This window comes from Pseudomonas sp. GW821-FHT09D08 (assembly GCF_059416305.1).
This window is the reverse complement of sequence record NZ_JBWKOX010000025.1, coordinates 1-22,744: the sequence shown is the minus strand read 5'-3', so window position 1 is coordinate 22,744 and position 22,744 is coordinate 1. Positions and strand designations below refer to the sequence as shown.

The 22,744-nt window shown below is 63.0% G+C and carries 24 protein-coding genes; 11 read left to right on the top strand and 13 right to left on the bottom strand.

Annotated elements, in window-relative coordinates:
* Positions 1-33: 33 nt before the first annotated feature.
* Complete coding sequence (locus AC07OP_RS28170) at positions 34-954, bottom strand: ParB/Srx family N-terminal domain-containing protein (protein WP_495101221.1); 921 nt, start codon at positions 952-954, stop codon at positions 34-36.
* Between the two features lie 106 nt (positions 955-1,060).
* Here AC07OP_RS28170 and AC07OP_RS28165 point away from each other — a divergent pair, with 106 nt between their 5' ends.
* The 3 genes from AC07OP_RS28165 (at position 1,061) to AC07OP_RS28155 (ending at position 2,490) form a co-directional block, all read left to right on the top strand.
* The gene (locus AC07OP_RS28165; RefSeq protein ID WP_003210675.1) at positions 1,061-1,435 is read left to right on the top strand and encodes a YajD family HNH nuclease; all 375 of its coding nucleotides are present in this window, start codon (positions 1,061-1,063) and stop codon (positions 1,433-1,435) included.
* Positions 1,436-1,604: 169 nt separating this feature from the next.
* Complete coding sequence (locus AC07OP_RS28160) at positions 1,605-2,072, top strand: RNA methyltransferase (RefSeq protein WP_027604271.1); 468 nt, start codon at positions 1,605-1,607, stop codon at positions 2,070-2,072.
* Positions 2,073-2,139: 67 nt separating this feature from the next.
* Entirely contained in the window at positions 2,140-2,490 is a 351-nt protein-coding gene (locus AC07OP_RS28155; RefSeq protein WP_027604272.1) for a YgaP family membrane protein, read from the top strand.
* A gap of 189 nt (positions 2,491-2,679) precedes the next feature.
* Here the strand turns inward: AC07OP_RS28155 and AC07OP_RS28150 are convergent, their stop codons facing one another.
* Both AC07OP_RS28150 and AC07OP_RS28145 read right to left on the bottom strand, forming a co-directional pair.
* The gene (locus AC07OP_RS28150; protein ID WP_027604273.1) at positions 2,680-3,900 is read right to left on the bottom strand and encodes a hypothetical protein; all 1,221 of its coding nucleotides are present in this window, start codon (positions 3,898-3,900) and stop codon (positions 2,680-2,682) included.
* Between the two features lie 13 nt (positions 3,901-3,913).
* Positions 3,914-4,363 (bottom strand): YcgN family cysteine cluster protein, encoded by a 450-nt coding sequence (locus AC07OP_RS28145; RefSeq protein WP_003172524.1) that lies wholly within the window; start codon positions 4,361-4,363, stop codon positions 3,914-3,916.
* A gap of 153 nt (positions 4,364-4,516) precedes the next feature.
* Between AC07OP_RS28145 and AC07OP_RS28140 the strand changes: the two genes are divergently transcribed.
* A complete protein-coding gene (locus AC07OP_RS28140) occupies positions 4,517-5,101 on the top strand; it encodes a nitroreductase family protein (RefSeq protein ID WP_495101220.1) in 585 nt (194 codons plus the stop codon).
* Positions 5,102-5,166: 65 nt separating this feature from the next.
* On the opposite strand, the gene AC07OP_RS28135 is transcribed toward AC07OP_RS28140, so the two are convergent.
* The 5 genes from AC07OP_RS28135 to AC07OP_RS28115 all read right to left on the bottom strand — a co-directional run bounded on the left by AC07OP_RS28135 (position 5,167) and on the right by AC07OP_RS28115 (position 9,824).
* Positions 5,167-6,099 carry a D-2-hydroxyacid dehydrogenase gene (locus tag AC07OP_RS28135; RefSeq protein ID WP_495101219.1) on the bottom strand — a complete coding sequence of 311 codons (933 nt, stop codon included), beginning with the start codon at positions 6,097-6,099 and terminating at the stop codon, positions 5,167-5,169.
* Between the two features lie 107 nt (positions 6,100-6,206).
* The gene (locus tag AC07OP_RS28130; RefSeq protein ID WP_027604276.1) at positions 6,207-6,500 is read right to left on the bottom strand and encodes a YcgL domain-containing protein; all 294 of its coding nucleotides are present in this window, start codon (positions 6,498-6,500) and stop codon (positions 6,207-6,209) included.
* Positions 6,497-7,630: a ribonuclease D gene (gene rnd, locus AC07OP_RS28125; RefSeq protein ID WP_495101218.1), complete on the bottom strand. Its 1,134-nt coding sequence runs from the start codon at positions 7,628-7,630 to the stop codon at positions 6,497-6,499. Before rnd ends, AC07OP_RS28130 begins: the two co-directional genes overlap by 4 nt.
* Before the next feature lie 122 nt (positions 7,631-7,752).
* Complete coding sequence (locus AC07OP_RS28120; RefSeq protein WP_065938922.1) at positions 7,753-8,352, bottom strand: class I SAM-dependent methyltransferase; 600 nt, start codon at positions 8,350-8,352, stop codon at positions 7,753-7,755.
* A gap of 101 nt (positions 8,353-8,453) precedes the next feature.
* Positions 8,454-9,824 carry a glutamine synthetase family protein gene (locus tag AC07OP_RS28115; RefSeq protein ID WP_495101217.1) on the bottom strand — a complete coding sequence of 457 codons (1,371 nt, stop codon included), beginning with the start codon at positions 9,822-9,824 and terminating at the stop codon, positions 8,454-8,456.
* 346 nt (positions 9,825-10,170) lie between these two features.
* Here AC07OP_RS28115 and AC07OP_RS28110 point away from each other — a divergent pair, with 346 nt between their 5' ends.
* Positions 10,171-10,944, top strand: a complete 774-nt coding sequence (locus AC07OP_RS28110; RefSeq protein ID WP_495101216.1) for a transporter substrate-binding domain-containing protein — start codon at positions 10,171-10,173, stop codon at positions 10,942-10,944.
* Between the two features lie 50 nt (positions 10,945-10,994).
* Positions 10,995-11,834, top strand: a complete 840-nt coding sequence (locus AC07OP_RS28105; protein ID WP_092356617.1) for a cache domain-containing protein — start codon at positions 10,995-10,997, stop codon at positions 11,832-11,834.
* Positions 11,835-11,903: 69 nt separating this feature from the next.
* On the opposite strand, the gene AC07OP_RS28100 is transcribed toward AC07OP_RS28105, so the two are convergent.
* Together AC07OP_RS28100 and pobA are read right to left on the bottom strand one after the other, a co-directional pair.
* Positions 11,904-13,421: an MDR family MFS transporter gene (locus AC07OP_RS28100; protein WP_051429325.1), complete on the bottom strand. Its 1,518-nt coding sequence runs from the start codon at positions 13,419-13,421 to the stop codon at positions 11,904-11,906.
* Positions 13,422-13,487: 66 nt separating this feature from the next.
* Positions 13,488-14,672 carry a 4-hydroxybenzoate 3-monooxygenase gene (gene pobA / locus AC07OP_RS28095; protein ID WP_495101310.1) on the bottom strand — a complete coding sequence of 395 codons (1,185 nt, stop codon included), beginning with the start codon at positions 14,670-14,672 and terminating at the stop codon, positions 13,488-13,490.
* 189 nt (positions 14,673-14,861) lie between these two features.
* Here pobA and AC07OP_RS28090 point away from each other — a divergent pair, with 189 nt between their 5' ends.
* Positions 14,862-15,740 (top strand): helix-turn-helix domain-containing protein, encoded by an 879-nt coding sequence (locus AC07OP_RS28090; RefSeq protein ID WP_495101215.1) that lies wholly within the window; start codon positions 14,862-14,864, stop codon positions 15,738-15,740.
* Here AC07OP_RS28090 and AC07OP_RS28085 read toward each other — a convergent pair.
* A complete protein-coding gene (locus tag AC07OP_RS28085; RefSeq protein ID WP_162844255.1) occupies positions 15,733-15,909 on the bottom strand; it encodes a hypothetical protein in 177 nt (58 codons plus the stop codon). The genes AC07OP_RS28090 and AC07OP_RS28085 overlap by 8 nt on opposite strands.
* Before the next feature lie 100 nt (positions 15,910-16,009).
* Positions 16,010-16,915 carry a LysR family transcriptional regulator gene (locus AC07OP_RS28080; protein WP_495101214.1) on the bottom strand — a complete coding sequence of 302 codons (906 nt, stop codon included), beginning with the start codon at positions 16,913-16,915 and terminating at the stop codon, positions 16,010-16,012.
* Positions 16,916-17,022: 107 nt separating this feature from the next.
* Here AC07OP_RS28080 and AC07OP_RS28075 point away from each other — a divergent pair, with 107 nt between their 5' ends.
* A complete protein-coding gene (locus AC07OP_RS28075) occupies positions 17,023-17,886 on the top strand; it encodes an MBL fold metallo-hydrolase (protein WP_495101213.1) in 864 nt (287 codons plus the stop codon).
* A gap of 34 nt (positions 17,887-17,920) precedes the next feature.
* Entirely contained in the window at positions 17,921-18,535 is a 615-nt protein-coding gene (locus AC07OP_RS28070; RefSeq protein ID WP_495101212.1) for an NAD(P)-dependent oxidoreductase, read from the top strand.
* A gap of 48 nt (positions 18,536-18,583) precedes the next feature.
* Here AC07OP_RS28070 and AC07OP_RS28065 read toward each other — a convergent pair whose 3' ends face one another.
* Positions 18,584-19,456, bottom strand: coding sequence for a LysR substrate-binding domain-containing protein (locus AC07OP_RS28065; protein WP_495101211.1), 873 nt, complete (start codon positions 19,454-19,456; stop codon positions 18,584-18,586).
* 111 nt (positions 19,457-19,567) lie between these two features.
* On the opposite strand from AC07OP_RS28065, the gene AC07OP_RS28060 reads away from it, so the two are divergent.
* Together AC07OP_RS28060 and AC07OP_RS28055 are read left to right on the top strand one after the other, a co-directional pair.
* Positions 19,568-21,193, top strand: a complete 1,626-nt coding sequence (locus tag AC07OP_RS28060; RefSeq protein WP_495101210.1) for a 5-guanidino-2-oxopentanoate decarboxylase — start codon at positions 19,568-19,570, stop codon at positions 21,191-21,193.
* On the top strand, positions 21,190-22,632 hold the full coding sequence (locus AC07OP_RS28055) for an aldehyde dehydrogenase family protein (RefSeq protein WP_495101209.1): 1,443 nt from the start codon (positions 21,190-21,192) through the stop codon (positions 22,630-22,632). The genes AC07OP_RS28060 and AC07OP_RS28055 overlap by 4 nt, the downstream gene beginning before the upstream one ends.
* Positions 22,633-22,744: the final 112 nt, after the last annotated feature.

Sequence of the window (22,744 nt, the reverse complement as noted above, 5' to 3'; positions counted from 1 at the left end):
CCAAGACGCCCTCCTCCCACATGTTGATCCCTGTCAGTCGTGGGATTTGCGGTAGTCGATCACGTACGGCACTTTTTTGTCGAAGGTCTTCTCCAGCTCATCGCGGTCCAGCCGGGTCATGCCGCCCAGTTGATGGGCGGTGAAACCGCTGTCACCCACCTGTGAGCCCGGCGCCAGGCTGACCATGCGCTTGGCGACCGCTTCGATAGCGTCCTTGTAGCCGCCTTTCTTGTTCAGGTTGTACTGGCCCAGATCAATCTGCGTGCGCAGCCAGTTACCCCAATAGAACTCCAGGAACTCCGGTGCGATCTCGCCGCCATCCGGCTTGCCATAGGCGGCCTTGCGGGTGAAATACACCAGGCTGCGGAAGGTGTCGTCCTGCAGGTTCTTGAAGCCCAGGTGCGCCGGCAGTTGTTCCGGCGGCAGGGCCTGGCCCTGGTTGTCCTTGAGCCAGACCTTGCGGGCCGCTTCCATGCGCTGCCAGAAGCTCGCCATGTTCGGGCTGTTGCTGAAGTCGTCGGTGACCTTGACCCACATCTTCAAGCGCGGGCCGCCGCCGGGCACTTCCCACAAGGTGGTGAAACTGTGGTGACCGTCGGTCAGGTACAGTTGGCCGGCGGGGCCGACCACCACGGTTTTCATGTCCTCGGGGTGGGTGCCCACCGGGTCCTTGCAGGTGAAGCTGTCGGGCTGATGCAGGTCAGCCTTGCTGGGCACCTTGTCGGCCTCGCCCTGGCCGTTGGTTTCGCAGTATTCATCGAAGACCTTGGCGGGTTTGTCGGCGAACAGGCCCAGGCTGTAGTAGATCTGGTCGAAGCCCACCACCGCCTGGGTCGGATGCAATTGTTCAAGGGCAACTTCGATCACTTGCCCGGGCTTGGGCGTCGAGAACGCCTGGGCCTGGAGGGTAACGACACACAGTAGCAGTGCAACAGTCCATGAAAGCAGACGCATGTTTTTCAGATCCTTATGAGTAAAGTAAATCGATCCCAGCGGTCATTTGCGACGCAAGCGGCTAGAATCAACGCTATCCGTGACCACCAAACAGCCAGGAGCCATGATGAGCTCGACCAACCCGCCCTCCCACACCGCCAAGCTGGACCGCATCCTTGCCGACGCCCAGCGCGACCGGGAAATGGGCTACCGCGACAAAGCCCTGAAGATGTACCCCCACGTGTGCGGCCGCTGCGCCCGTGAGTTCGCCGGCAAGCGCTTGAGCGAACTTACCGTACACCACCGTAACCACAATCATGATGACAATCCCCAGGATGGCTCGAACTGGGAGTTGCTGTGCCTGTACTGCCACGACAACGAACACTCGCGCTACACCGACCAGCAGTACTTCGGCGAAGGCTCCACCAGCAGCCCGACGATCGCCAAGGCCACGCATAACCCGTTTGCGGCGTTGGCGGGGTTGATGAAGAAAGACGACTGAAGAGTGTCGTTGCCTGTCCTGGCCTCATCGGGAGCAAGCCCCCTCCCACATTTTGAGCTGTGAACACATTTCAAATGTGGGAGGGGGCTTGCTCCCGATAGCGTTACCCCAAGCAATACACCAGCTTCAGGCCGTATAATCGCCGCTTTTCTCCAAGGCACCCTTTCCCGTGGGCAATAAACGCTACAGCTGCATCGGTCTGTATAACCCCAAATCCCCCGAAAACGTTGGCTCGGTCATGCGTGCCGCCGGCTGCTACGGCGTGGCCTCGGTGTTCTACACCGGCGTGCGCTACGAGCGCGCCCGGGACTTCGTCACCGACACCAAGAAGGTCCACCACGACATTCCGCTGATCGGCATCGATGACCTGAAGAAGATCCTGCCCCTGGGCTGCATCCCGGTCGCCGTGGAGCTGGTGGACGGCGCCCGCCCGCTGCCCGAGTACACGCACCCCGACCGCGCGCTGTATATCTTCGGCCCTGAAGACGGGTCCCTGGATAAAGACATCCGCGACTGGTGCGAAGACGTCGTGTACATCCCCACCACCGGCTGCATGAACCTGGCCGCCACCGTCAACGTGGTGCTCTACGACCGCATGGCCAAGGGCAACAACACCCGCTCGGGCCCCAAGTACTGATCTTTTGGGAACATCCGGCGCCTGCGCGCAGTCAGCTGCATACACTTGCCCTTGTTGGAGACAGATCATGAGCGACAGCACAACCTTGCGACCTATCATCGAACACACCCCCTTCCAGAATCAGCCCACCCAGAACGTGCACGGCTGGGAACGTATCGGCTCGGTGGCCGGTGGCGTAATGATGGTGGGCAAAGGCCTGCGCCGTGGCGGGATTTTCGGCTTGATTCAGGTGGCGATCGGCGGCGTGGCCCTGGCGCGCGGCTTTACCGGGCACAGCGCGCTTAAAGACAAGCTGGAACAGGGCCGTCAGGAAATGAACAGCGTGCGCACGAAGATCGAACGTGCCGGTGCAGAGCTGAAAAACCTGAAGACCAAGGCGGAAGTGGCGGCTGAGAAAGCGGTTAAAACCACTGGTTAGCTTCAAATGTGGGAGGGGGGCAAGTCCTAATGCCATCATGTAGGAGCGAGCTTGCTCGCGAAAAACTCACAGGCGCCGCGTTCATTCAGGAAGCACGCGTTATCGTTGACGTTTTTCGCGAGCAAGCTCGCTCCTACATGGCATTAGAGCTTGGCCCCTCCCACCTTTTGTTTTGTGTATGGCGAGGGCTCAGCGCAGCAGCTTGCTGTCCAGTACCACCGACGATTCCCCAATGATGCTCTCGGCCAACTGCACAAACTCCGCGGTGGTGATGCTGTTGGCGCGCATCACCGCCTGAGCGAGGTCATCCAGGGAGCGCTTGTTGTGAGTCTTTACGCGGATCTCGCGATCCAGCTCCTGCAACACCACCACCGCCCGTGACACCGTCGCACCGCTGACGTGGTCGCCGCGCAGGCTGGTCACGTCCTTGCCGTCCCTGGCCAAGCGCGCCTGTATCGCCTGATAGCGCTCATCGGTCACCCCGCCGGCACGGCGCACCAGCTCAATGGCGTAGTACTCCGCCAGCCCCTCGCTGATCCAGTCACTGGTGTCGTGGTCGTTGAAGCGGCCAATCGCCTGCACCACTTCACGGATCAACGGGCTGCTGCCGTTCTCGCTGACCAGCGGCGTGCGGCTGTTGAGGTAGATCGAGTCGCGCGCCGAGACCGCACCACGGCGCATCGGATCGCTGGCGCCCACCACCAGCAGCTTGGCCGGATGACGTGGGAACGCCGCTTCCACCTGCGGCCAGACAAAGGTCAGCAGTGTCAGCACATCCATCCGCCGCATGGCTTGCCCCTTGGGCGAGGCGATGGTCACTTCGGTCTCGCCCAGGCGCACGCGGCGGCTGCCCAGGGTGCCGGCGAGCATCCAGCCGGTGGGCCGGTCAAACAGGCGCGAGACGTTGTCGATGCGGAACTTGTTCTTGCCGATGCGCGGCCAGGCGGTTTCGATGCTTTTCCAGCCGGCCGGCAGTTCGAACACCAGGCGCGAGACCAGTTCGACGCCGTCCTGCTGGTCGAGGCGTGCGGGCGGCACCAGGTCCTCGCCGCGAAACAGCGCCCAGCTCGGGGTCATCCGCGCTTCGTAAATACCCGGTTTGCGCGCGTGGCTCAGGCGCACCCGATAGGTCAGGCTGGCCTTGTTGGCGCTAGGTTGCCACAGGCCGCGGTGGTCATTGACGCTCCACTGGCCATCGGCCTTGAAGTCGCTGTAGTCGCCGGTGCGGCCCAGGTCGAAGTTCAGGCTGCGCACCGCCGAACCCTGGGACAGGCTCACCCGCACCTCGGCCTGCTCGCTCTGGGGCAGCAGCTTGACGTGATAATCCAGGTCGACTTTCTTCGCGCACCACGCAGGCATGCTCAACGCCAGCAACACCAGACTTGCCGCCAACTTGGTTCCCGCCCTCATACACACTCCTTGTTCAGCCCGCGCGAAAGATCAGGTAATCCTCCCAGTCGTCCTCGGGCACGCTGCCTTCGCTGAGCATGCGCCCGGACTGGGAAATGCGTTCGTGGTGCACGGCATCGCGGTCGCCGCAGACCAGGTGGTGCCACAACGGCAGGTCCTTGCGCTCGCTGACCAGGCGGTAGCCGCAGGTGGGCGGCAGCCATTTGAACTGGTCGGCCTGGCCCGGGGTGAGCTGGATGCAGTCGGGTACCGAGGCGCGGCGGTTGGGGTAGTCGGTGCACTGGCAGGTTTTCAGGTCCAGCAGCTTGCAGGCGATGCGCGTGTAATAGACGCTGTTGTCGTCTTCATCCTCAAGCTTTTGCAGGCAGCACAGGCCACAGCCGTCGCACAACGACTCCCACTCCTCCTGGTCGAGGTGTTCAAGGGTTTTGCGTATCCAGAAAGGTTCGACTTTGGCGGCCATGGCTCTACATCGGTATCGGTAGGTGAAAAGGCCGCCAGTCTAGTGCCCAAGGCCCCTGGGGCCAAGCGCTTACGACTGTCGGTATGACAAGACTTGTCAGTCTAGCGGGGGCGCAGTAGCTTTGAGCGCCGAATTGACGATCAGGAGCTGCCCATGACACGCGTTGCCGATTACCCGATCCATACCCAGTTCACCGAACGCTGGTCGCCCCGTGCCTTTACCGGCGAGAGCATCCCGCAGGAAACCCTGCTGAGCTTCTTCGAAGCCGCACGCTGGGCACCGTCGGCCTACAACTCGCAGCCTTGGCGTTTTCTCTACGCACGCCGTGACACGCCGGACTGGGAGCGCTTCCTGGGCCTGCTGAATGAATTCAACCGCAGCTGGGCACAGCATGCGTCGGCCCTGGTGATCATTGCCTCGAAAACCGACTTCATTGCCCCCGGCGCCACGGAAGAAACCCCGGCACTGTGGCACACCTTCGACACCGGCTCGGCCTGGGGCCACCTGGCGCTGCAAGCCAGCCTCAGCGGCTGGCACACCCACGGCATGGCTGGCTTCGATCAGGAGCTGACGCGCAAGGAGCTGAAGATTCCACAGGGGTATGCGCTGCATGCCGCCGTTGCGGTGGGCAAGCTGGGCGACAAATCGACCTTGCCGGAGTACCTGCAAGGCCGTGAAGCGCCAAGCCCGCGCAAGCCGCTGAGCGAGCTGGTGTCAGAAGGTGATTTCAGCCTCTGAAACTGACGCAATCTCAAAATGTGGGAGGGGGCTTGCCCCCTCCCACATTTTCTCCCAGCGCCGCCTCAGTAACCGCGCTCGAAATCCACTTCCCCACGCAAGGCTTGCTTGGCCTTGTACGCGCGCAGGTTTTCCAGGAACAACTCCACCATCATCGGCGGCGAGGTCGGCGCGGAGCTGTGCCCGGTCAACAGCAGGCCCCAGGCGGTCCAGAACGGATGGCGTTGGGGCAACGGTTCCTGGCGGCACACGTCGATTACCGCGCCGGCCAGGTGCCCTTCTTTCAGGGCCTCGACCAGATCGGCATCCACCACCGCCACACCGCGCCCGACGTTGATGAACAAACCGGTCGGCTTGAACTGCTTGAACAGCGCGGCGTCGTACAGGTCATGGGTGTTCGGTGTGTTGGGCAGCAGGTTGATCACGTAGTCCACCTCCCCCACCAACCGACCCAGTTGGTCGAGCCCGGCCACTTCGATAAACGGCGCTTGTTCCCGCGCAGTGCTGGCGATGCCGTACAACTTGACGCCGAACGGCACGAGAAACTCGGCGACACGCTGGCCGATGTCGCCGGTACCCACGATCAACGCCTTGCGCCCCGCCAGGCTCTGGCCGGTGCGGCTGTCCCACTTGCGCTCGACCTGGCTGACCAGTCGCGCCAGTACTTCACGCTCGTGGCCCAGCATGTAGGTGAGGACAAATTCGGCCATGACCTGGCCAAAAATGCCGACGGCGCGGGTCAGGCGATAGTCGCGGGGAAAGCCTTCGGCCAGCAGCGGCGTAATGCCGGCCCAGGTCGATTGCAGCCACTGCGGCTGGTGGCCCTGGCGCAACAGCGTCGCCAACAGGTCCGGCTGGCCCAGCCATACCGGGCAATCGGCGGCCAGGCGCGACAGCTCGGCCGAGTCGCCGCTGGTGAGCACCTCCAGGTCCGGCGCCGCTTCATTGAGCAATTGGGCGTAGAGCGGGTGATCCTGTTCAGCAATCAGAACACGCATGGTTCAAACCTTTCAAAAACAGTGCAGACGGCCGCCCGCTTCCCTACGGCCACCGCCCACTAATACGATTCAATTGAAACCTGTGCCCCGGGCGAGGCACTGCCCGATCACATCGGGTCGTTGCGACGCAGCAGCTCTTCGGGCAGGTGCTCGATGTACTCATCCTCGGCCGGCGGCATTTGCAGGTGATAGCCCTGCTTGTCGAGATTTTCCAGCACCACGATGATGTCTTCGCGGGACAACTTGCGCTCCGGCGTCAGCACCATGTCGAAGGCGTGGTGCGGTTTGCCGAACGCCGCCATCAAGGGCTCCGGCACGCGCTCCAGGGCGTCGCTTTTGAGCACGTAGAGGTACATGCCGTCTTTTTTCAGGCTGCGATAGATGGAGCAAATACGTTTCAAGGCTGTTCTCCGGCAGTGGCCAGGCTGTCGAGCAGCGCCTGGCCCATCAACTCGCGGCGCCAGCCACGCAGCGAGTCTGGCAATTGGTAAGGCCCATCGGGGTAGCCACTTTTAACCAGGGCTTCGAGGGTTTTCTTGCGCAGCATCAGTTCCGGCGCCATGTCCAGGCGCTCGGCGAATGTCTGGCCGAGGGCGCGCAGTTGCTTGATCAGCGTGGCGGCGTCCACCGGCAGCGGTTCAGCCACGGCCGGCGGCCACTGGTCCATGGAAACGCTGCCGGCACGCTTGATCAGGTCCAGCAGGAACTGGCCATCCTGGCGCACGGTACGCGGGTGCATGTCTTCGATCTTGCCCAGGGCGGCGAGGTTGTCCGGCTGGGATTTGGCCAGGGGCCACAGCGAGTGTTCGCGAATGATGCGGTTGCGCGGCAGGTCACGGGCGCGGGCTTGCTGCTCGCGCCAGGCGCAGAGTTCACGCAATACGGCGAGCTGGGCACGGGACAGTTTCCACGCCAGCTTGGCGTCACGGTAGACCTCGTACGGGTCGACTTCGCGGCGCAGGTTGGCAACCAGTTCGGCGCCGTCTTCCAGGACCCAGGCGTATTTATCATCCGACAAGCGCGGGCGCAGGCGAGTGTAGACCTCGGCCAGGTGCACGGCGTCTTCGGCGGCGTAGCTCACCTGGGTCTCGGACAATGGCCGCTGCAGCCAGTCCGAGCGGGTCTCGCCCTTGGGCAACTCGATATCGAGCACGGCTTGCACCAGGCGCGAGTAGCCCATGGAGAAGCCGAGGTTCAGGTAGGCGGCGGCCAATTGGGTGTCGAACAACGGCACCGGCAGGCTGCCGGTCAGGCGCAGCAACACCTCAAGGTCTTCGCTGCAGGCGTGCACCACCTTGATCACCGCCGGGTTCTCCAGCAACGCGGCCAGGGGTTGCCAGTTGTCGATGGTCAGGGGATCGATCAGGTAAGCGCGTACGCCATCACCGATCTGGATCAGCCCGGCAATGGGATAAAAGGTGTCGACCCGCATGAATTCGGTGTCGAGGGCGACGAATGGCAACTGCTGCCATTCGGCGCAATGCTGGCCGAGGCTATCGTTGTCGCAGATCCAGTGAATATCGATGGCCACACGGCTCTCCCTTGAAGAATGGCGCGCAGTATATATCGCGAACGGGGCTAGCGAGCATCCGCAGTGCACAGGCAACCATGAAAACTCAGACAGGAGATGAAGAATAGTCCGACAAGAGGGAGTTATCCTTTCTTACGAAGAACGTAGGCCCGCCACAGGCTGGAGCCGGGCATGAATTCCTGCTGACTCAAGACCTTGAACCCGGCCTGGCGAAATTCCTCTTCCACAGCGGTACGCGAGGGTACCGACACAATCACCGTGTCGCGGCTGACCCGGTGAAACTCGCGCAGCAACGCCATGCGCCCTTCGCTGCTGGGCACATGACGAAACAACTCCAGGCAGAAAATGCAATCCACCGCATTCGCCGACAAACCGATGGAAAACGCCGAGCCCTGGAAGGTCTTGACGCGCTTGAGCAATGACGGCGGATGGTGGCTACGGGCGTGGTCGAGCATGTCCTGGGAATTGTCCGAGGCCAGGATCACCCGGTTGACGTGCTCGGCCAACACCGGCCAGAAGCGCCCCGAGCCGCAGGCCAGGTCCAGGATCAGCCCCGGCTCGCCAGCGACCTTGAGCGCCTGGCGCACCAACCACTCGTCGCGCCATGACGCCAGGCGCTGGCGCAGACCGGGCGGGCGCGTGTCACCGCAGACCCTGGCGTGCTCAAGGCCACAGCGTTCGGCGTATTCGATCTCGATGGAAGAAGGAGGTTGTGGCGACATCGCAGGCTCATGTGACTGAAACGGTAGTGAACGACCTTGATTCGCAGCTTAACCCTTGCAACGTGAAAAAAAGGTCGAAGCCCTCACCACCGTAAAAACCATCACGCCTGATGCAGATACCAACGCCAGTCCTGCTCGCCCACCTCGCCCATGAACTGGCGGTATTCAGCATGTTTCACCGCCAGGTACACGCCCAGGAACTCGCTGCCGAACGCCTCCCGCGCCCAGCTTGAAGCCTCCAGTGCGCGCAGGGTGGTGAGCCAATCGGTGGGCAGCAACGCCTTGGCCTGGGCGTAGCCGTTGCCTTCCACCGGGGCACCGGGGTCGAGTTGTTCGCGAAGGCCACGGTGGATGCCCGCCAGGATCGCGGCCGCCGCCAGGTAAGGGTTGGCATCGGCGCCGCAAATGCGGTGTTCGATATGCCGGGAATGGGCCGGACCACCCGGTATCCGCAGGCTGACGGTGCGGTTGTCCACGCCCCAGGTGGCGGCCAGCGGCGCATAGCTGTTGGTTTGGAAACGGCGATAGGAGTTGGCGTTGGGGCAGAACATCAGCAGTGAATCGAGCAGGGTGCCGAGCATGCCCCCCACTGCGTGGCGCAGCAGTGGCGTGCCGTCGGCGGCTTCACTGGCGAACAGGTTGTTGCCCTCGGCGTCGGCCAGGCTGACGTGCATATGCATGCCGGTGCCCGCCAGGTCATCGAACGGCTTGGCCATGAAGCACGCCGCCATGCCGTGCTTGTGCGCCACGCCCTTGACCAGGCGCTTGTAGCGCACCGCTTCGTCCATGGCTTGCAGGGCATCGGCGCGGTGTTCCAGGGTGATTTCCACCTGGCCCGGGGCGTATTCGGAGATTGCCGTGCGCGCCGGAATGCCTTGCAGTTTGCAGGCGCTGTAAAGGTCGGCGAGGAACGGTTCGATCTGCTCCAGCTCACGCAGGCCGTAGACCTGGGTCGCGCGTGGGCGCCCGCCGTCCACGTCCCGTGCGGGTTGCGGGCGGCCATTGCCGTCGGGTTTCTGGTCGAGCAGGTAGAACTCCAGTTCCGCCGCCATCACCGGGTAATAACCGTCGGCGTTCAGGCCCTCGATCACCTTGGCCAGCAAATGCCGGGGGTCGGCCACGGTGGCAGGCAGGCCTTCGGTGGGGTGCATGCTGACCTGCACCGCGGCAGTGGGGATCAGCCGCCATGGCATGTGCTGCAAACTGCCGCTGATCGGGTAGGCCCGGCAGTCGATATCGCCCACTTCCCACACCAGCCCGGAATTTTCCACATCGTCGCCATTGATGGTCAGGCCGAGGATGGTGCTGGGCAACGGACGGCCGCTTTCATACACCGCCAGCAATTCGTCGCGGTGCAGCAACTTGCCGCGCGGCACGCCGTTGTTGTCGAGGATAAACAGCTCGAACATCTCGATGTCCGGATGCTGTTCAAGGAAGGCGTGGGCTTCGTGCAGGCTGGCAAAAACACTCATGGGGGGTTCTCGTACGTTTGTTTCAGGCAGGCGCGCACAAGAGTGCGTCATCCGTGGGGTAAATCAGCGTAGGAGAAGGGAGTCTGGCGGGCGCGCGTGGCGGCAGTGGAACAGGGCCCAGAAGGCGAGCTCGGAGGGCAGTGTCGCAGGGTGAGTGTCGGAAGAGCCGCCCATGGGTGGATCACAATGATAGAGATGCCCCCAGCGTCACACGCCCGCATAGGTGTTTAAATTCAGGGTTGATGGAGTTTGGTTGCGACTTGGCTAAACATTCGCCGCGCATTGCTACCTTGGCCCTTGCTGGAAATAATGACCGCCCCCGAGCATGCCCCAAGGACCCGATCGCATGAAAACAACGATAACCCTGTGCGTACTGGCAAGCCTGGCCACCTCCGCCCTGGCCGACACCGCCCCCTCGCGCCTTGACCAGGTGCTTGAGCGCGGCACCCTCAGCGTCTGCACCACCGGCGACTATAAGCCCTACACCTCGTTGCGCACTGATGGCAGCTATGAAGGCATCGACATTGCCATGGCCGAGTCCCTGGCCAAGAGCCTCAATGCCAGGATCCAGTGGGTGCCCACCACCTGGAAAACCCTGATGCCGGACTTCCTCGCCCAGCGCTGCGACATCGCCGTGGGCGGGATTTCGGTGTCCCTGGAACGCCAGAAAAAAGCCTTCTTCAGCCAGTCCCTCGGGGTCGACGGCAAGATCCCGCTGGTGCGTTGCGCCGACGTCAAGCGCTACCAGACCGTGGAGCAGATCAACCAGCCCCAGGTGCGCGTGATCGAACCGGCGGGCGGCACCAACGAAGTCTTCGCTCGCGCCCACCTGGGCCAGGCGCAAATCCGCCTGCACGACAACGTGACCATCTTCGACGAACTGCTGGCCGGCAAGGCCGACGTGATGATCACCGACGCCAGCGAAGCGCGTTACCAGCAGAAGCAAAAGCCCGGGTTGTGCGCGGTCAACCCGGAGCGGCAGATGCAGTACAGCGAAAAAGCCTTCCTGCTGCCCCGTGATGATGTGGCGTGGAAGAGCTATGTCGACCAGTGGTTGCACCTGAGCGTGGCCACCGGCGTCTACGACGGCATCGTCAGCCAATGGTTGGCGGCGCCCTGAGCCAGAGCCGTCTACGCTGTGCCCACATCAATAAGAACGAGGGACGGGACATGAAGGGACTGCTCCGCATCACCTGGCTGCTGCTGTTGTGTTTCAGCCAGGTACACGCCGCGACCACTCAGGACGAGGACGCCCAGGCCGCCAAGGCCCTGCTGGAAAAAGCCCTGGCCTACTACCAGAGCAACGGCGACAAGGCGCTCGCCGTGTTCAGCCGCCAAGGCGAGTTTGTCGACCATGACCGCTACGTATTCGTGGTCGACACCCAGGGCGTGCTGCTGGCCAGCGGCGGGCCCTCCTCCGCCTTGATCGGTCGGGATGTGTCCGAGGTACTCGGGCCAGAGTTGCGCCAGTCATTCAAGGACGCGCTCAAGGTGCCGGAAGGCCAGGGTATCCAACAGGCCGACTACCGCTGGCAGAACTGGAACGACGGCAAGGTCGAGCACAAGCATGTGTTTTACCAGCGCGTCGGCGAGCGCATCCTGGCCGTGGGTTATTACCTGCCCCGCGCCACCCCGGAACAGGCCCGGGCCCTGCGCAACAAGGCGGTGAACGCATTGCTGAAGGATGAAGCCGGCACACTCAAGGCCATCAACTCATTGCAGGGCGGTTTCCTGCAGGATGACCTCTATGTGTTTGTCGTGGACTTGAACACCCAGCGCTACGTGGCCCATGGCACCAACCTGCGCCTGATCAACACCGACTTCAGCAAGATCAAGGACCCCGACGGCAAGCCGGTGGGCGAGCCGATCCTCAAGCTGATGGCCGAGCAGGACCAGGGGGAATACAAGTACCGTTGGAAAAACCCGGTGACGGATAAGGTCGAGAACAAGCATGCGTATGTGCGCAAGGCCGGGCATTTCATGGTTGCGGTGGGTTACTACAGCCCCTGATCTGAACTGGAATGCATTCAAATGTGGGAGGGGGTAAGCCCCTCTCACATCAAATCTCTATTGTGTCAGTCAGCGGGTTTTGTCTTCCCGCCCGCGCAGCACGCGATTGGGCATCGCGATCGCCGCCGCCAACCCCAGCAGCGACACCCCCGCACTCACCAGCAGCAAATGCCTGAACGTCACCCCCAGCTCCCCGCGCAGGGCATCCTGCGCCGGGCCTGGCGCGGCGTTCAGGCCGTCGAGCAGCACGTTGCCGGAACCGCCTTCGACCACCAGCGCACCGCTGGCCAGGTGGGCGAAGCTGGAGTCCTGCAACAACGCCAGCAGCAACGCCGACATGCACGCCACCCCCACCGCGCCGCCCAGGGAGCGGAACAGGTTGGTGGTGCTGGTAGCAACGCCGATGTCCCGTTGCTGCACCGAGTTCTGCGCCCCCACGAGGGAGGTGGGGAACTGCATGCCGGCGGCGATCCCGCACAGCAACATGCACACGCCGGTCAGCAGCATATCCTGGGGCGCACTGTAGGCCATGCCCAGGATCGCCAGCGGGCTCAACAGCGCGCCGCTTAGGATCATCGGTTTGTAACGCCCGGTCACCGAGGTCATGCGCCCGGCGCAATAGGCGCCGATGGGCAGGCCCATCGCCAGGGGCAGCAAATGCAAGGCGGCGCTGTCGGCACCGCCGCCGGTCACTGTCTGAAAGCGCAAGGGCATCAGCACCGTCAGGGAAATCGCCTGGAAGCTGGTGAAGAAAATCGTGCACCAGCACAGCACCGCGCTGCGGTTGGCAAACAGGTGCATCGGCAGCAAGGGCTCGCGGGCGCGGCGCTCGTGCCAGACGAACAGGGTCAATGCCACCAGGGCACAGGCCAGCAGCCCCAGCACCTGGCTGTCACGCCAATGATGGCCCTGGCCGATTTCGGTGATGCCCAACAGCAAGGCGGTGAGACCGATGATCATCAGCACGGTGCCGAGGTAATCGATGATCGGCTTGCGTTGCGGTGCCGGCAGCCCCACCAGGGTGCGATGGGCCACGTACCAGGCACCGGCGCCCAACGGCAGGTTGATCAGGAACACCCAACGCCAGGATAAATACTCGGTCATGTAGCCGCCCAACACCGGCCCGGCCACGCTGGCCACCGCGTACATACTGCTGAAATAGCCCTGATAGCGCCCGCGCTCACGGGGCGGGATGATGTCGCCGATGATCGCCTGGCTCACCGAGATCATCCCGCCGGCGCCGATGCCCTGCAGCACCCGCGCCAGCACCAGTTGCTCCATGCTCTGGGCCATGCCGCAGAACAACGAAGCGACGGTGAACAGGCCCATGCCGATCAGCATCATCGGCCGCCGCCCGTAAAGGTCGCCGAGCTTGCCGTAGATCGGCACCGCCACCGTCATCGCCACCATATAACCGGAGATGACCCAGGCCAGCAGGTTGACGTCGTGGAATTGCGCGGAGATGGCGGGCATGGACACCGCGACAATGGTCTGGTCCAGGGCACCGAGGAAGATCGCCATCATCAACGAGGCGAGAATACTGCGCACCGCGGGGAGCGGTGGCGCGGGCTGATTGAGCTGAGTCACGGCAGAACCTTCGAGCAAGGCCCGCGGGAAAAGGCGGCCCGCGGGAATGCTCGATACGATAGCAGGCTATTCGATAGGCTCGTAAGGAAGTCCGACGTAATTTTCCGCAATGGTCTGGCGCCCGGCTTCGGAGTGGATGAAGTACTCCAGCTCGCTCTGGGCAATGCGCTGGCTGAATCCGTCGGACTCAGGGAATTGATGCAACATCGAGGTCATCCACCAGGAAAACCGTTCGGCCTTCCACACCCGGCGCAGGCAGATGGCGGAATAACGTTCGAGCAAGTCCACCCGTCCCTCGCGATACACCTTGAGCAAAATCCGGAACAACGTGCTCACGTCGCTGGCCGCCAGGTTCAGGCCCTTGGCCCCCGTGGGCGGCACGATATGGGCCGCATCACCGAGCAGGAACAGGCGCCCGTACTGCATCGGTTCCACCACAAAGCTGCGCAGGGGCGCGATGCTTTTTTCGATGGATGGCCCGGTGACCAACTGTTCGGCGAGGTCGTTGGGCAGGCGCATTTTCAGTTCGGCCCAGAAGCGTTCGTCCGACCATTCATCCACGGGTTCCTCGGCCGGCACTTGCAGGTAATAGCGGCTGCGCGTCGGTGAACGCATGCTGCACAGCGCGAAACCCCGGGCGTGCTTGGCGTACACCAGTTCCTCGTGCACCGGCGGGGTGTCGGCGAGGATGCCCAGCCAACCGAAGGGGTAGACGCGCTCGAATACTTTCAGCGATTCAGCCGGGATCGACTGGCGCGCCACACCGTGGAAACCATCACAGCCTGCGATGTAGTCGCACTCCAGGCGAAACGCCTGGCCCTGATGCTCGAACGTCAGCCAGGGTCGATCACTTTTAAGATCATGGGGCTGCACGTCGCGTGCTTCATACAGGGTGGTGGCGCCAGCGGCGGCGCGGGCGGCCATCAGGTCGCGGGTGACTTCGGTCTGGCCGTAGATCATCACCGATTGGCCGCCGGTCAGCGCCTTGAGGTCGATGTGGGTCAGTTGATTGTCCAGCGCCAGCTCGAAGCCATCATGCACCAGGCCTTCGGCATCCATGCGCTGGCTCACGCCCGCCTCGCGCAGCAGGTTGACCATGCCTTGTTCCAGCACCCCGGCGCGGATGCGGCCTTGTACGTAGTCGGCACTCTGGCGCTCCAGGATCAGGGTCTGGATACCGGCGTTGTGCAACAGCTGGCCGAGCAAGAGTCCGGAGGGACCGGCGCCAATAATGGCGACTTGGGTTTTCAGGGTTTTCATTATTTTTATCGCCCGCAAGTTCCACCCGAACGGATCGAGTGAAAGAGTTGTCATTGATCTTGTGGCTGACAGTTTTCACTTGAGTGCGCAGTATAAGAAGGTGAAAACTGCGACAAAACCTGCGCTTTTTGCCAATTTGGGCGATTACCGCACCACTGTCCTGAGTATCGGATTGAAACCATGACCAACACCGCGATTCCGGTCTTCAAGCTTTACGGAGAAAGCCAGCAATGGCCGACCCCCGATTTGTTGCACTGCGAAACCATTTCCCGGCGCAGTCGGGAATACCAGTGGGAAATCCAGCCCCACCGGCACGCGGATCTGTGCCAACTGCTGTACGTGCACAAAGGCCAGGCCGAGTTGGAAATCGAAGGCCAGCGCACCACCCTCAAAGAAGCCACGCTGCAGGTATTGCCGCCGTTGTGCGTGCATGGGTTTCGCTTTGCCGAAGATGTGGAAGGCTATGTAGTCACCCTGGCGGCACCGCTGGTCAGCCACTTGCAAGCCCAGCTGGGCGCAACGGCAGGCGGTTTGCAGACCCTGGGCAGCTACCCGGCGGGCAAGGACAGTGACTACCTCAACAGCCAGTTCGCCCGCCTGCAGGACGAATACGCCGACGACCAACCGGCCAGGGATATGCTGATGCATGCGCTGGTCAGTGTGCTGCTGGTGTGGATCAGCCGCCAGGCCATCCAGCGTCGCCACCCGCGTGCGCCAAGGGGCCGCGAGTATTTCCGGCGCTTTACGCAATTGGTTGAACAGCACTATCGGGAACACCCGAAGATTGAGGATCTGGCCCACAAACTGGGTATCTCGGTCTCACACCTGAATGGGACGTGTCGGGAACTGGGCGGGCAACCTGCCTTGCAGATCATGCATGACCGTCAATTACTCGAGGCCAAGCGCCTGCTGACCTACACCAGCATGACCATCAATGAAATGTCGGAAGTACTGGGTTTTTCCGACCCAACCAACTTCTCTCGGCTGTTCCGCCGACGGGTCGGGTTCTCACCCAAGGCGTTTCGCGAACAACTCAAGGCCGAACAACCGTCTACCTGAGTGCACTGAAACTGCCGGTGTGGGGAACGCATTGGTCCTGATGGCAGCTGATCGCAAAGGTCGGCTGCATCCGGGTCTGCTCCACGCGGTAGGCGGCGGTGCCATACAGGCCGGTCGCCAAGGCGCAGAGGAAGAAAATCATCAGGTATTTGCGGGTTTTAATGCTCATGGCACAGACCTCTGAGCGGATCTACAGGGTGCTGTTTAAAGCATAGGTCAACCAGGGCGAGTTGCCATTATTGGGCGACATTCAACAGGGTTATGTCGCCCTAAAGACACCTATCCCACACCGGCTCCTCGGGGAACCTCACCACCAGGAAATCCAGCAAGCTGCGCAACGCCGATGGCATGTGTTTGCGCGACGCATAGACCGCGTAGATGTTCATCTGCCGGGGTTCGGCCTCGGGTAGCAGACGTACCAGTTCACCGCGGCGGATGTGATCGCCGGCCTGGTAGCTGGGCAACATCGCCACCCCCGCACCGGCCAGCGTCACGCGTAACAACGTACTCGCTTCGTTAGCGGTGATATTGCCGTGCACCGGCACCGAGACGTGCTCGCCGTGCTCCTCGAAATGCCACAGGCTTTTGCCGAAGTACGAATGGGTCAGGCAGTTGTGCCGGGCCAGGTCCTCGACTTTCTGCGGCGCCGGGTGCTCCAACAGGTAGGCCGGGGTTGCGCACACCACGGAGCGACAGACCGTCAGGCGCCGGGCGATCAGGTTGGGGTCCAGGTCGTTGCTGGTGCGGATTGCCAGGTCGATGCGCTCGTCCACCAGGTTCACCGTGCGGTCGAGCATTTGCAGGTCAATCGTCACCAAGGGGTAGCGTTTGACGTACTCGGCAATAGCCTCGGCCAATTGCGCCTGGCCGAACGAGGTGCTGACACTCAGGCGTAACAGGCCACGGGGCGCATTATCGGGCTCACTGACGGCGGCCTGCATATCGCCGCACAACTCCAGGAGTTGCCGACAGCGTGGCAGGGTTTCGCCACCGGCCGCCGTAAGGCTGAGCTTGCGGGTGGTGCGGTGCAACAGGCGCGCGCCGACCCAGTCTTCCAGCTCAGCCAGGTAACGCGACACCACAGGGCGGGACAGGTCCAGATGATCGGCAGCGGCGGACTGACTGCCCAGGTCCACCACCGTGACAAACACGCGCATTGCTTGAAGACGATCCATGATTTGCCCGATTTCAGAAACAAACTATGTCCCAGCATCGCATTTTTAGTCTCGTTTAGTGCAACTAAGCTCTGTGCATCCTTTGAACTCACTGCTGGAGCCGCCCGATGTTCTCAACCCTCAAGCGCTTGACCTTCACCGCTGCCTTGGCGTTTGCCGGCCATGCAGCGGCGGCCGACCTGACCCTGGATGTCTACAACCCAGGCGAGGCGGCGATCTTCCCGGTCAGCTCGGTGCTGGTCAGCGGCGCCAAAGACGCGATCCTGGTGGACGCACAATTCGGCAAAAGCCAGGCCGAGCAACTGGTGCAGAAGATCCGCGCCAGCGGCAAACACCTGACCACCATCTACATCAGCCACGGCGACCCGGATTACTACTTCGGCCTCGATACCCTGACCGCCGCATTCCCCGACGCCAAGGTGCTGGCACCGCAACCGGTGGTCGACCATATCAACGCCACCGTGGCCGGCAAACTTGAGTTCTGGGGCCCGAAAATGGGTGCCGACAAACCGGGCAAAACCATCGTGCCCCAGGTGCTGCAAGGCCACAGCCTGACCCTTGAAGGGCAGCAACTGGAGGTGATCGGCCTGGATGGCCCGCAGCCGGACCGCAGCTTCGTGTGGATCCCGTCGATCAAGGCCGTGGTCGGGGGCGTGGTGGTCGCGCAAAACATTCACCTGTGGATGGCCGACACCCAAAGCGCGCAATCCCATAAAGACTGGCTTGCGACCCTGCAACGCATCGAACAGCTGAAGCCACGCACGCTGATTCCGGGCCACTACCTGGGCACGCCGTCGCCGCAATCCGTGGCCTTTACTGCCGATTACATCAAGGCCTTCGACGTAGAAACCGCCAAGGCCAAGGACGCCGCCGCCCTGATCGCGGCCATGAAAAAGCGTTACCCCACCCTCGCCGACGAAAGCTCGCTGGAACTGAGCGCCAAAGTCGCCAAGGGCGAAATGAAGTGGTGAATGGCTTTAAACCCTGACCGTACTGGAGAACATCATGAGCAAGATCGCAATCATTGGGGCCACTGGCCGTGCCGGCAGCCAATTGCTGGAAGAAGCCCTGCGTCGTGGGCATAGCGTGGTGGCTATCGCGCGTAACACCGACAAGCTGGCTGTACGCCCCGGCGTCACCGTCAAGCAGGTTGATGCACTGGATGCCAATGCCCTGGAACAAGCCATCAGCGGCAGCGATGTGGTGATCAGCGCGGCACATTTCGCCACGCTGCCCGCCAGCGCTGTGATCGGCCCGGTGAAAAAAGCCGGGGTGAAACGCCTGCTGGTGGTGGGTGGCGCCGGTTCGTTGCGGCTGCCGGATGGCGGGCGGGTGATCGACAGCGCGGGCTTCCCGGCCGAATACAAGGCCGAAGCCAGTGCGGGCGCCGAGTTTCTTGACGTGCTGCGTCAGGAAAAGGACCTGGATTGGACATTCCTGTCGCCGTCGGCCTTGTTCGATGGCACCGAACGCACCGGTAAATTCCGCCTGGGCCAGGATGATTTGCTGGTGAGCAGTGACGGTAGCAGCTCGATCAGCTTTGCCGACTACGCCATCGCCATGCTCGACGAAGTGGAAACACCGAAGCACTCGCGCCAGCGCTTCACCGTCGGCTACTGACACCTGTGAGAGGGGGCTTGCCCCCTCCCACATTTGGACCTCCAGCGCCTACGACTGTCGTGCCTGGCTCACCAACCAGTCCATCAACGCTTCAAGCCCTGCCGACGGCACCGTCCCCGGCGGATACACCAGGTAGTACCCCTTCCCCGTCGGCACGCGCAGTTCAAACGGCATCGCCAAGCGCCCCGCCTTGAGATCCTCGCCCATCAACGCACTGTCGCCCATCGCCACCCCGGAGCCCTGGGAGGCCACGTTCATCGCCAAGTCCAACGTTTCGAAATGATGCCCCTGGCTCAAGTTGCTCAACCGCGTATCCGCTGCCTTGAGCCACCGCGCCCAATCGCGCTCGTCCCGGGTGGGGTGCAACAGCACCTGTTGCTGCAGGTCCGCCGGGGTGTGCAAACCGGCGAGCAGCGCGGGGGCGCAGACCGGGGTGAGTTGCTCATCGAACAAGTGCCGCGCCTCGGCCGACTGCTCGGCGATGGGCGCATAGATAACCGCCGCGTCGAATTGCTCGCGACGAAAATCCACGCTGTAGGCCACGGTGGTAGTGAGTTCAACCGGCACATCCGGGCGTTCCTTTTGCCACTGCATCAAGCGCGGCAACAACCAGCGCATGACACAGGTGGAGGCCTTGATTTGCAAGGTATGGCGGCGATTGCCGATCTGTTCCAGCGCGTCACCGAGCAGGCCAAACACCTGCTGCACCCGTTGCGACCACTCGCGACCTTCTTCGGTCAGGCTCAACCCCCGTGCCTGGCGCTGGAACAAGGCGTAGCCCAAATGGCTCTCCAGCCCGGCGATCTGCCGGCTCACCGCGCCTTGGGTGATGTGCAGTTGCTCGGCGGCGCGGGTGAAGTTGCAGCACTGGGCCGTGACCCAGAAGGTATGCAGCGCGGGCAGGGGCGGAAGGCGTTTCATAAGGGCGCAGCCATGACGTGAAGACATGGCTAGTATGACTTTTTATCGATTGTTGCCGCTACGGGCCAGCCGTTCCAATACCGCCACGATTCCATAACAAGAGCGACACCTATGGCGACCTGCGGCGAAGTATTGGTCAACCTCCTGGAACGCTACGGCGTGGACCAGGTGTTTGGTATCCCCGGCGTGCACACCGTGGAGCTGTATCGCGGCCTGGCCCGCTCGAGCATCCGCCACGTCACCCCGCGCCACGAACAGGGCGCCGGCTTTATGGCCGACGGCTACGCGCGCACCCGTGGCAAACCGGGCGTGTGTTTCATCATCACCGGCCCCGGCATGACCAATATCACCACCGCCATGGGCCAGGCCTACGCCGACTCGATCCCGATGCTGGTGATTTCCAGCGTGCAATCGCGCAGCCAGTTGGGCGGCGGGCGCGGCAAACTGCATGAGCTGCCGAACCAGGGCGCGATGATGGCCGGCGTGGCGGCGTTCTCCCATACCTTGATGTCGGCAGCGGAATTGCCCGCCGTGCTGGCGCGGGCGTTTGCGTTGTTCCAGGCCGGCAGGCCGCGCCCGGTGCATATCGAGATTCCGTTGGATGTGCTGGTGGAAAACGCCGATGCACTGTTGGGCAGCAAGCCGATCAACGTCACCCGTGCCGGTGCGGCACCGGCGGCGGTCAGGCAGATGAGCCAGTTGCTCGCCGCCGCCAAACGCCCGCTGATCCTGGCCGGTGGCGGCGCGATTGAGGCGGCCGCCGAATTGACCCGCCTGGCCGAAACCCTCGGCGCGCCGGTGGCCCTGACCATCAATGCGAAGGGCATGCTGCCTTCCGAGCATCCGCTGCTGATCGGCTCCACCCAGTCCCTGGTCGCTACCCGCGCGCTGGTGGCCGAGGCCGATGTGGTGCTGGCCATCGGCACCGAGCTGGCCGAGACCGACTACGACGTGACCTTCGCCGGTGGCTTCGAGATACCCGGCGCGCTGCTGCGCATCGATATCGACCCCGACCAGACCGTGCGCAATTACCCGCCGCACCTCGCACTGGTGGCCGATGCGCAGATCGCCGCCGATGCCTTGCTGACCGACTTGAACCGCACGCCGCTGGGCCCCCGCCACACCGACTGGGGCGCTCAGCGCGTCGCCCGGTTGTGGGCCGAACTGGTCCCCACCTGGGACGCCGCCACCCGCGCGCAAACCCTGTTCCTCAATACGGTGCTGGAAGCACTGCCGGGCGCCGTGCTGGTGGGCGACTCGACCCAACCGGTGTACAGCGGCAACCTGACCCTGAACCTCGACCACCCGCGCCGCTGGTTCAACTCATCCACCGGCTACGGCACCCTGGGCTACGCCCTGCCGGCCGCCATCGGCGCCTGGTTGGGCCGTGGCGATGGGCAACCGGTGGTGTGTTTGATCGGTGACGGCGGGCTGCAATTCACCCTGCCGGAACTGGCCAGCGCAGTGGAAGCGCGCACGCCGATCATCGTGCTGCTGTGGAATAACCAGGGTTATGAAGAGATCAAGAAATACATGCTCAACCGCGCCATCGAACCGGTCGGCGTAGACATCTACACCCCGGACTTTATCGGCGTGGCCAAGGCCCTCGGCAGTGCTGCCGACAGCGCTCACAGCGTTGCACAGCTGCGCAACGCCTTGCGCGCCGCCGCCGATCGCCCAGGGCCGACGCTGATTGAGATCGACCAGGACCTATGGATGAAGGAGACAGCGGTATGAGCGCAGTAGTGAATGGTGTGTATATCGACGGTGCATGGCGTGCCGGCCATGACGTGCTGGAGGTGATCAACCCGGCCACCGAGGCGACCCTGGCCCGGGTCAGCGTCGGCGATGGGCAGGCCGTGACCCAGGCCGTGGATGCGGCCAGCGCGGCCTTTATCGACTGGTCGGAAAGTAGCGGCCGCGATCGCGCCAACCTGCTGCGCAAAATCGCCCAAGGCGTCAGCGCGCAGCGCGAACAGTTGATGCACCTGCAATCGAGCAACAACGGCAAGCCGCTGTTTGAAGCCGGCATCGATGTGGACGATGTGATCGCCACGTTCGAGTACTACGCCGGTATCGCCGACGACATGGACGCCGGCCAGGACCGCCCGGTGGCGCTGCCCAGCGATGACTTCAGTGCGCGCCTGCGCCGTGAGCCGTGCGGCGTGGTGGGGCTGATCGTGCCGTGGAACTTCCCGATGGTCACCACCGCCTGGAAACTCGCCCCCGCCCTTGCCGCCGGTTGCTGCGTAGTGCTCAAGCCCTCGGAAGTCACGCCATTGGCGGAGTTGCAGTTGGCGCAAATCATCGCTGACGCGGGCTGCCCGGCGGGGGTGTTCAACCTGGTCTGCGGCACCGGCTTGGCCGTTGGCGCACCGTTGGCCGCAGACCGTCGCGTGGCGAAGATTTCCTTCACCGGCAGCAACGCCGTGGGGGTGCAGGTGATGCAACGTGCAGCGGAAACCATCAAAGGCGTGAGCCTGGAATTGGGCGGTAAATCTTCGCTGCTGGTACTGGCGGATGCCGACCTCGACCTGGCGGTGGAGCTGGCGTGTGGCGGTGGTTTTTTCAACGCCGGGCAAATGTGTTCCGCCACCAGCCGCGTGCTGGTGGCCGACAGCCTGGCGGATGAATTCCTGCAACGCTTGCAGGCCCGGGCTGAAGGGATTCGCGTCGCCGACCCATTTGCCGACGACGTGGAAATGGGCGCGTTGATCAACCGCGTGCAGTATCAGCGGGTGCTGGGGCATATCCAACGGGGCGTCGAGGCTGGCGCGCGATTGGTGTGTGGCGGCGAACGCCCGGCGAACCTGGCGAAGGGCTACTTCATTCGCCCGACGGTGTTTACCGACGTGCCGCTGGACAGTGCATTGTGGAACGAAGAAATCTTCGGCCCGGTGCTGTGTGTACGGGCTTTTGCCACTGAGGAAGAGGCCATTGCCCTGGCCAACGACAGCGATTTCGGCCTGGTGGCCAGCGTGGTCAGCCGTAGCGTCGAGACCACCGAGCGCGTGGCGAATGCCTTGCAGGCCGGGTTGGTGTGGATCAACGCACCGCAGGTGATCTTCCCGCAGACCGCATGGGGTGGTTACAAGCAGAGCAGTATCGGCCGTGAGCTGGGGCCGTGGGGCCTGGCGGCGTTTCAGGAGATCAAGCATGTGATCCGGTCTATCTGACGACGCAGAACAAATATGGGAGGGAGCTTGCACCTAATGCCAGTCAGTTAAGGAGGAACACTGTAACTGTGGTGAGCGGGCTTGCCCCGCGTTGGGCTGCGCAGCAGCCCCA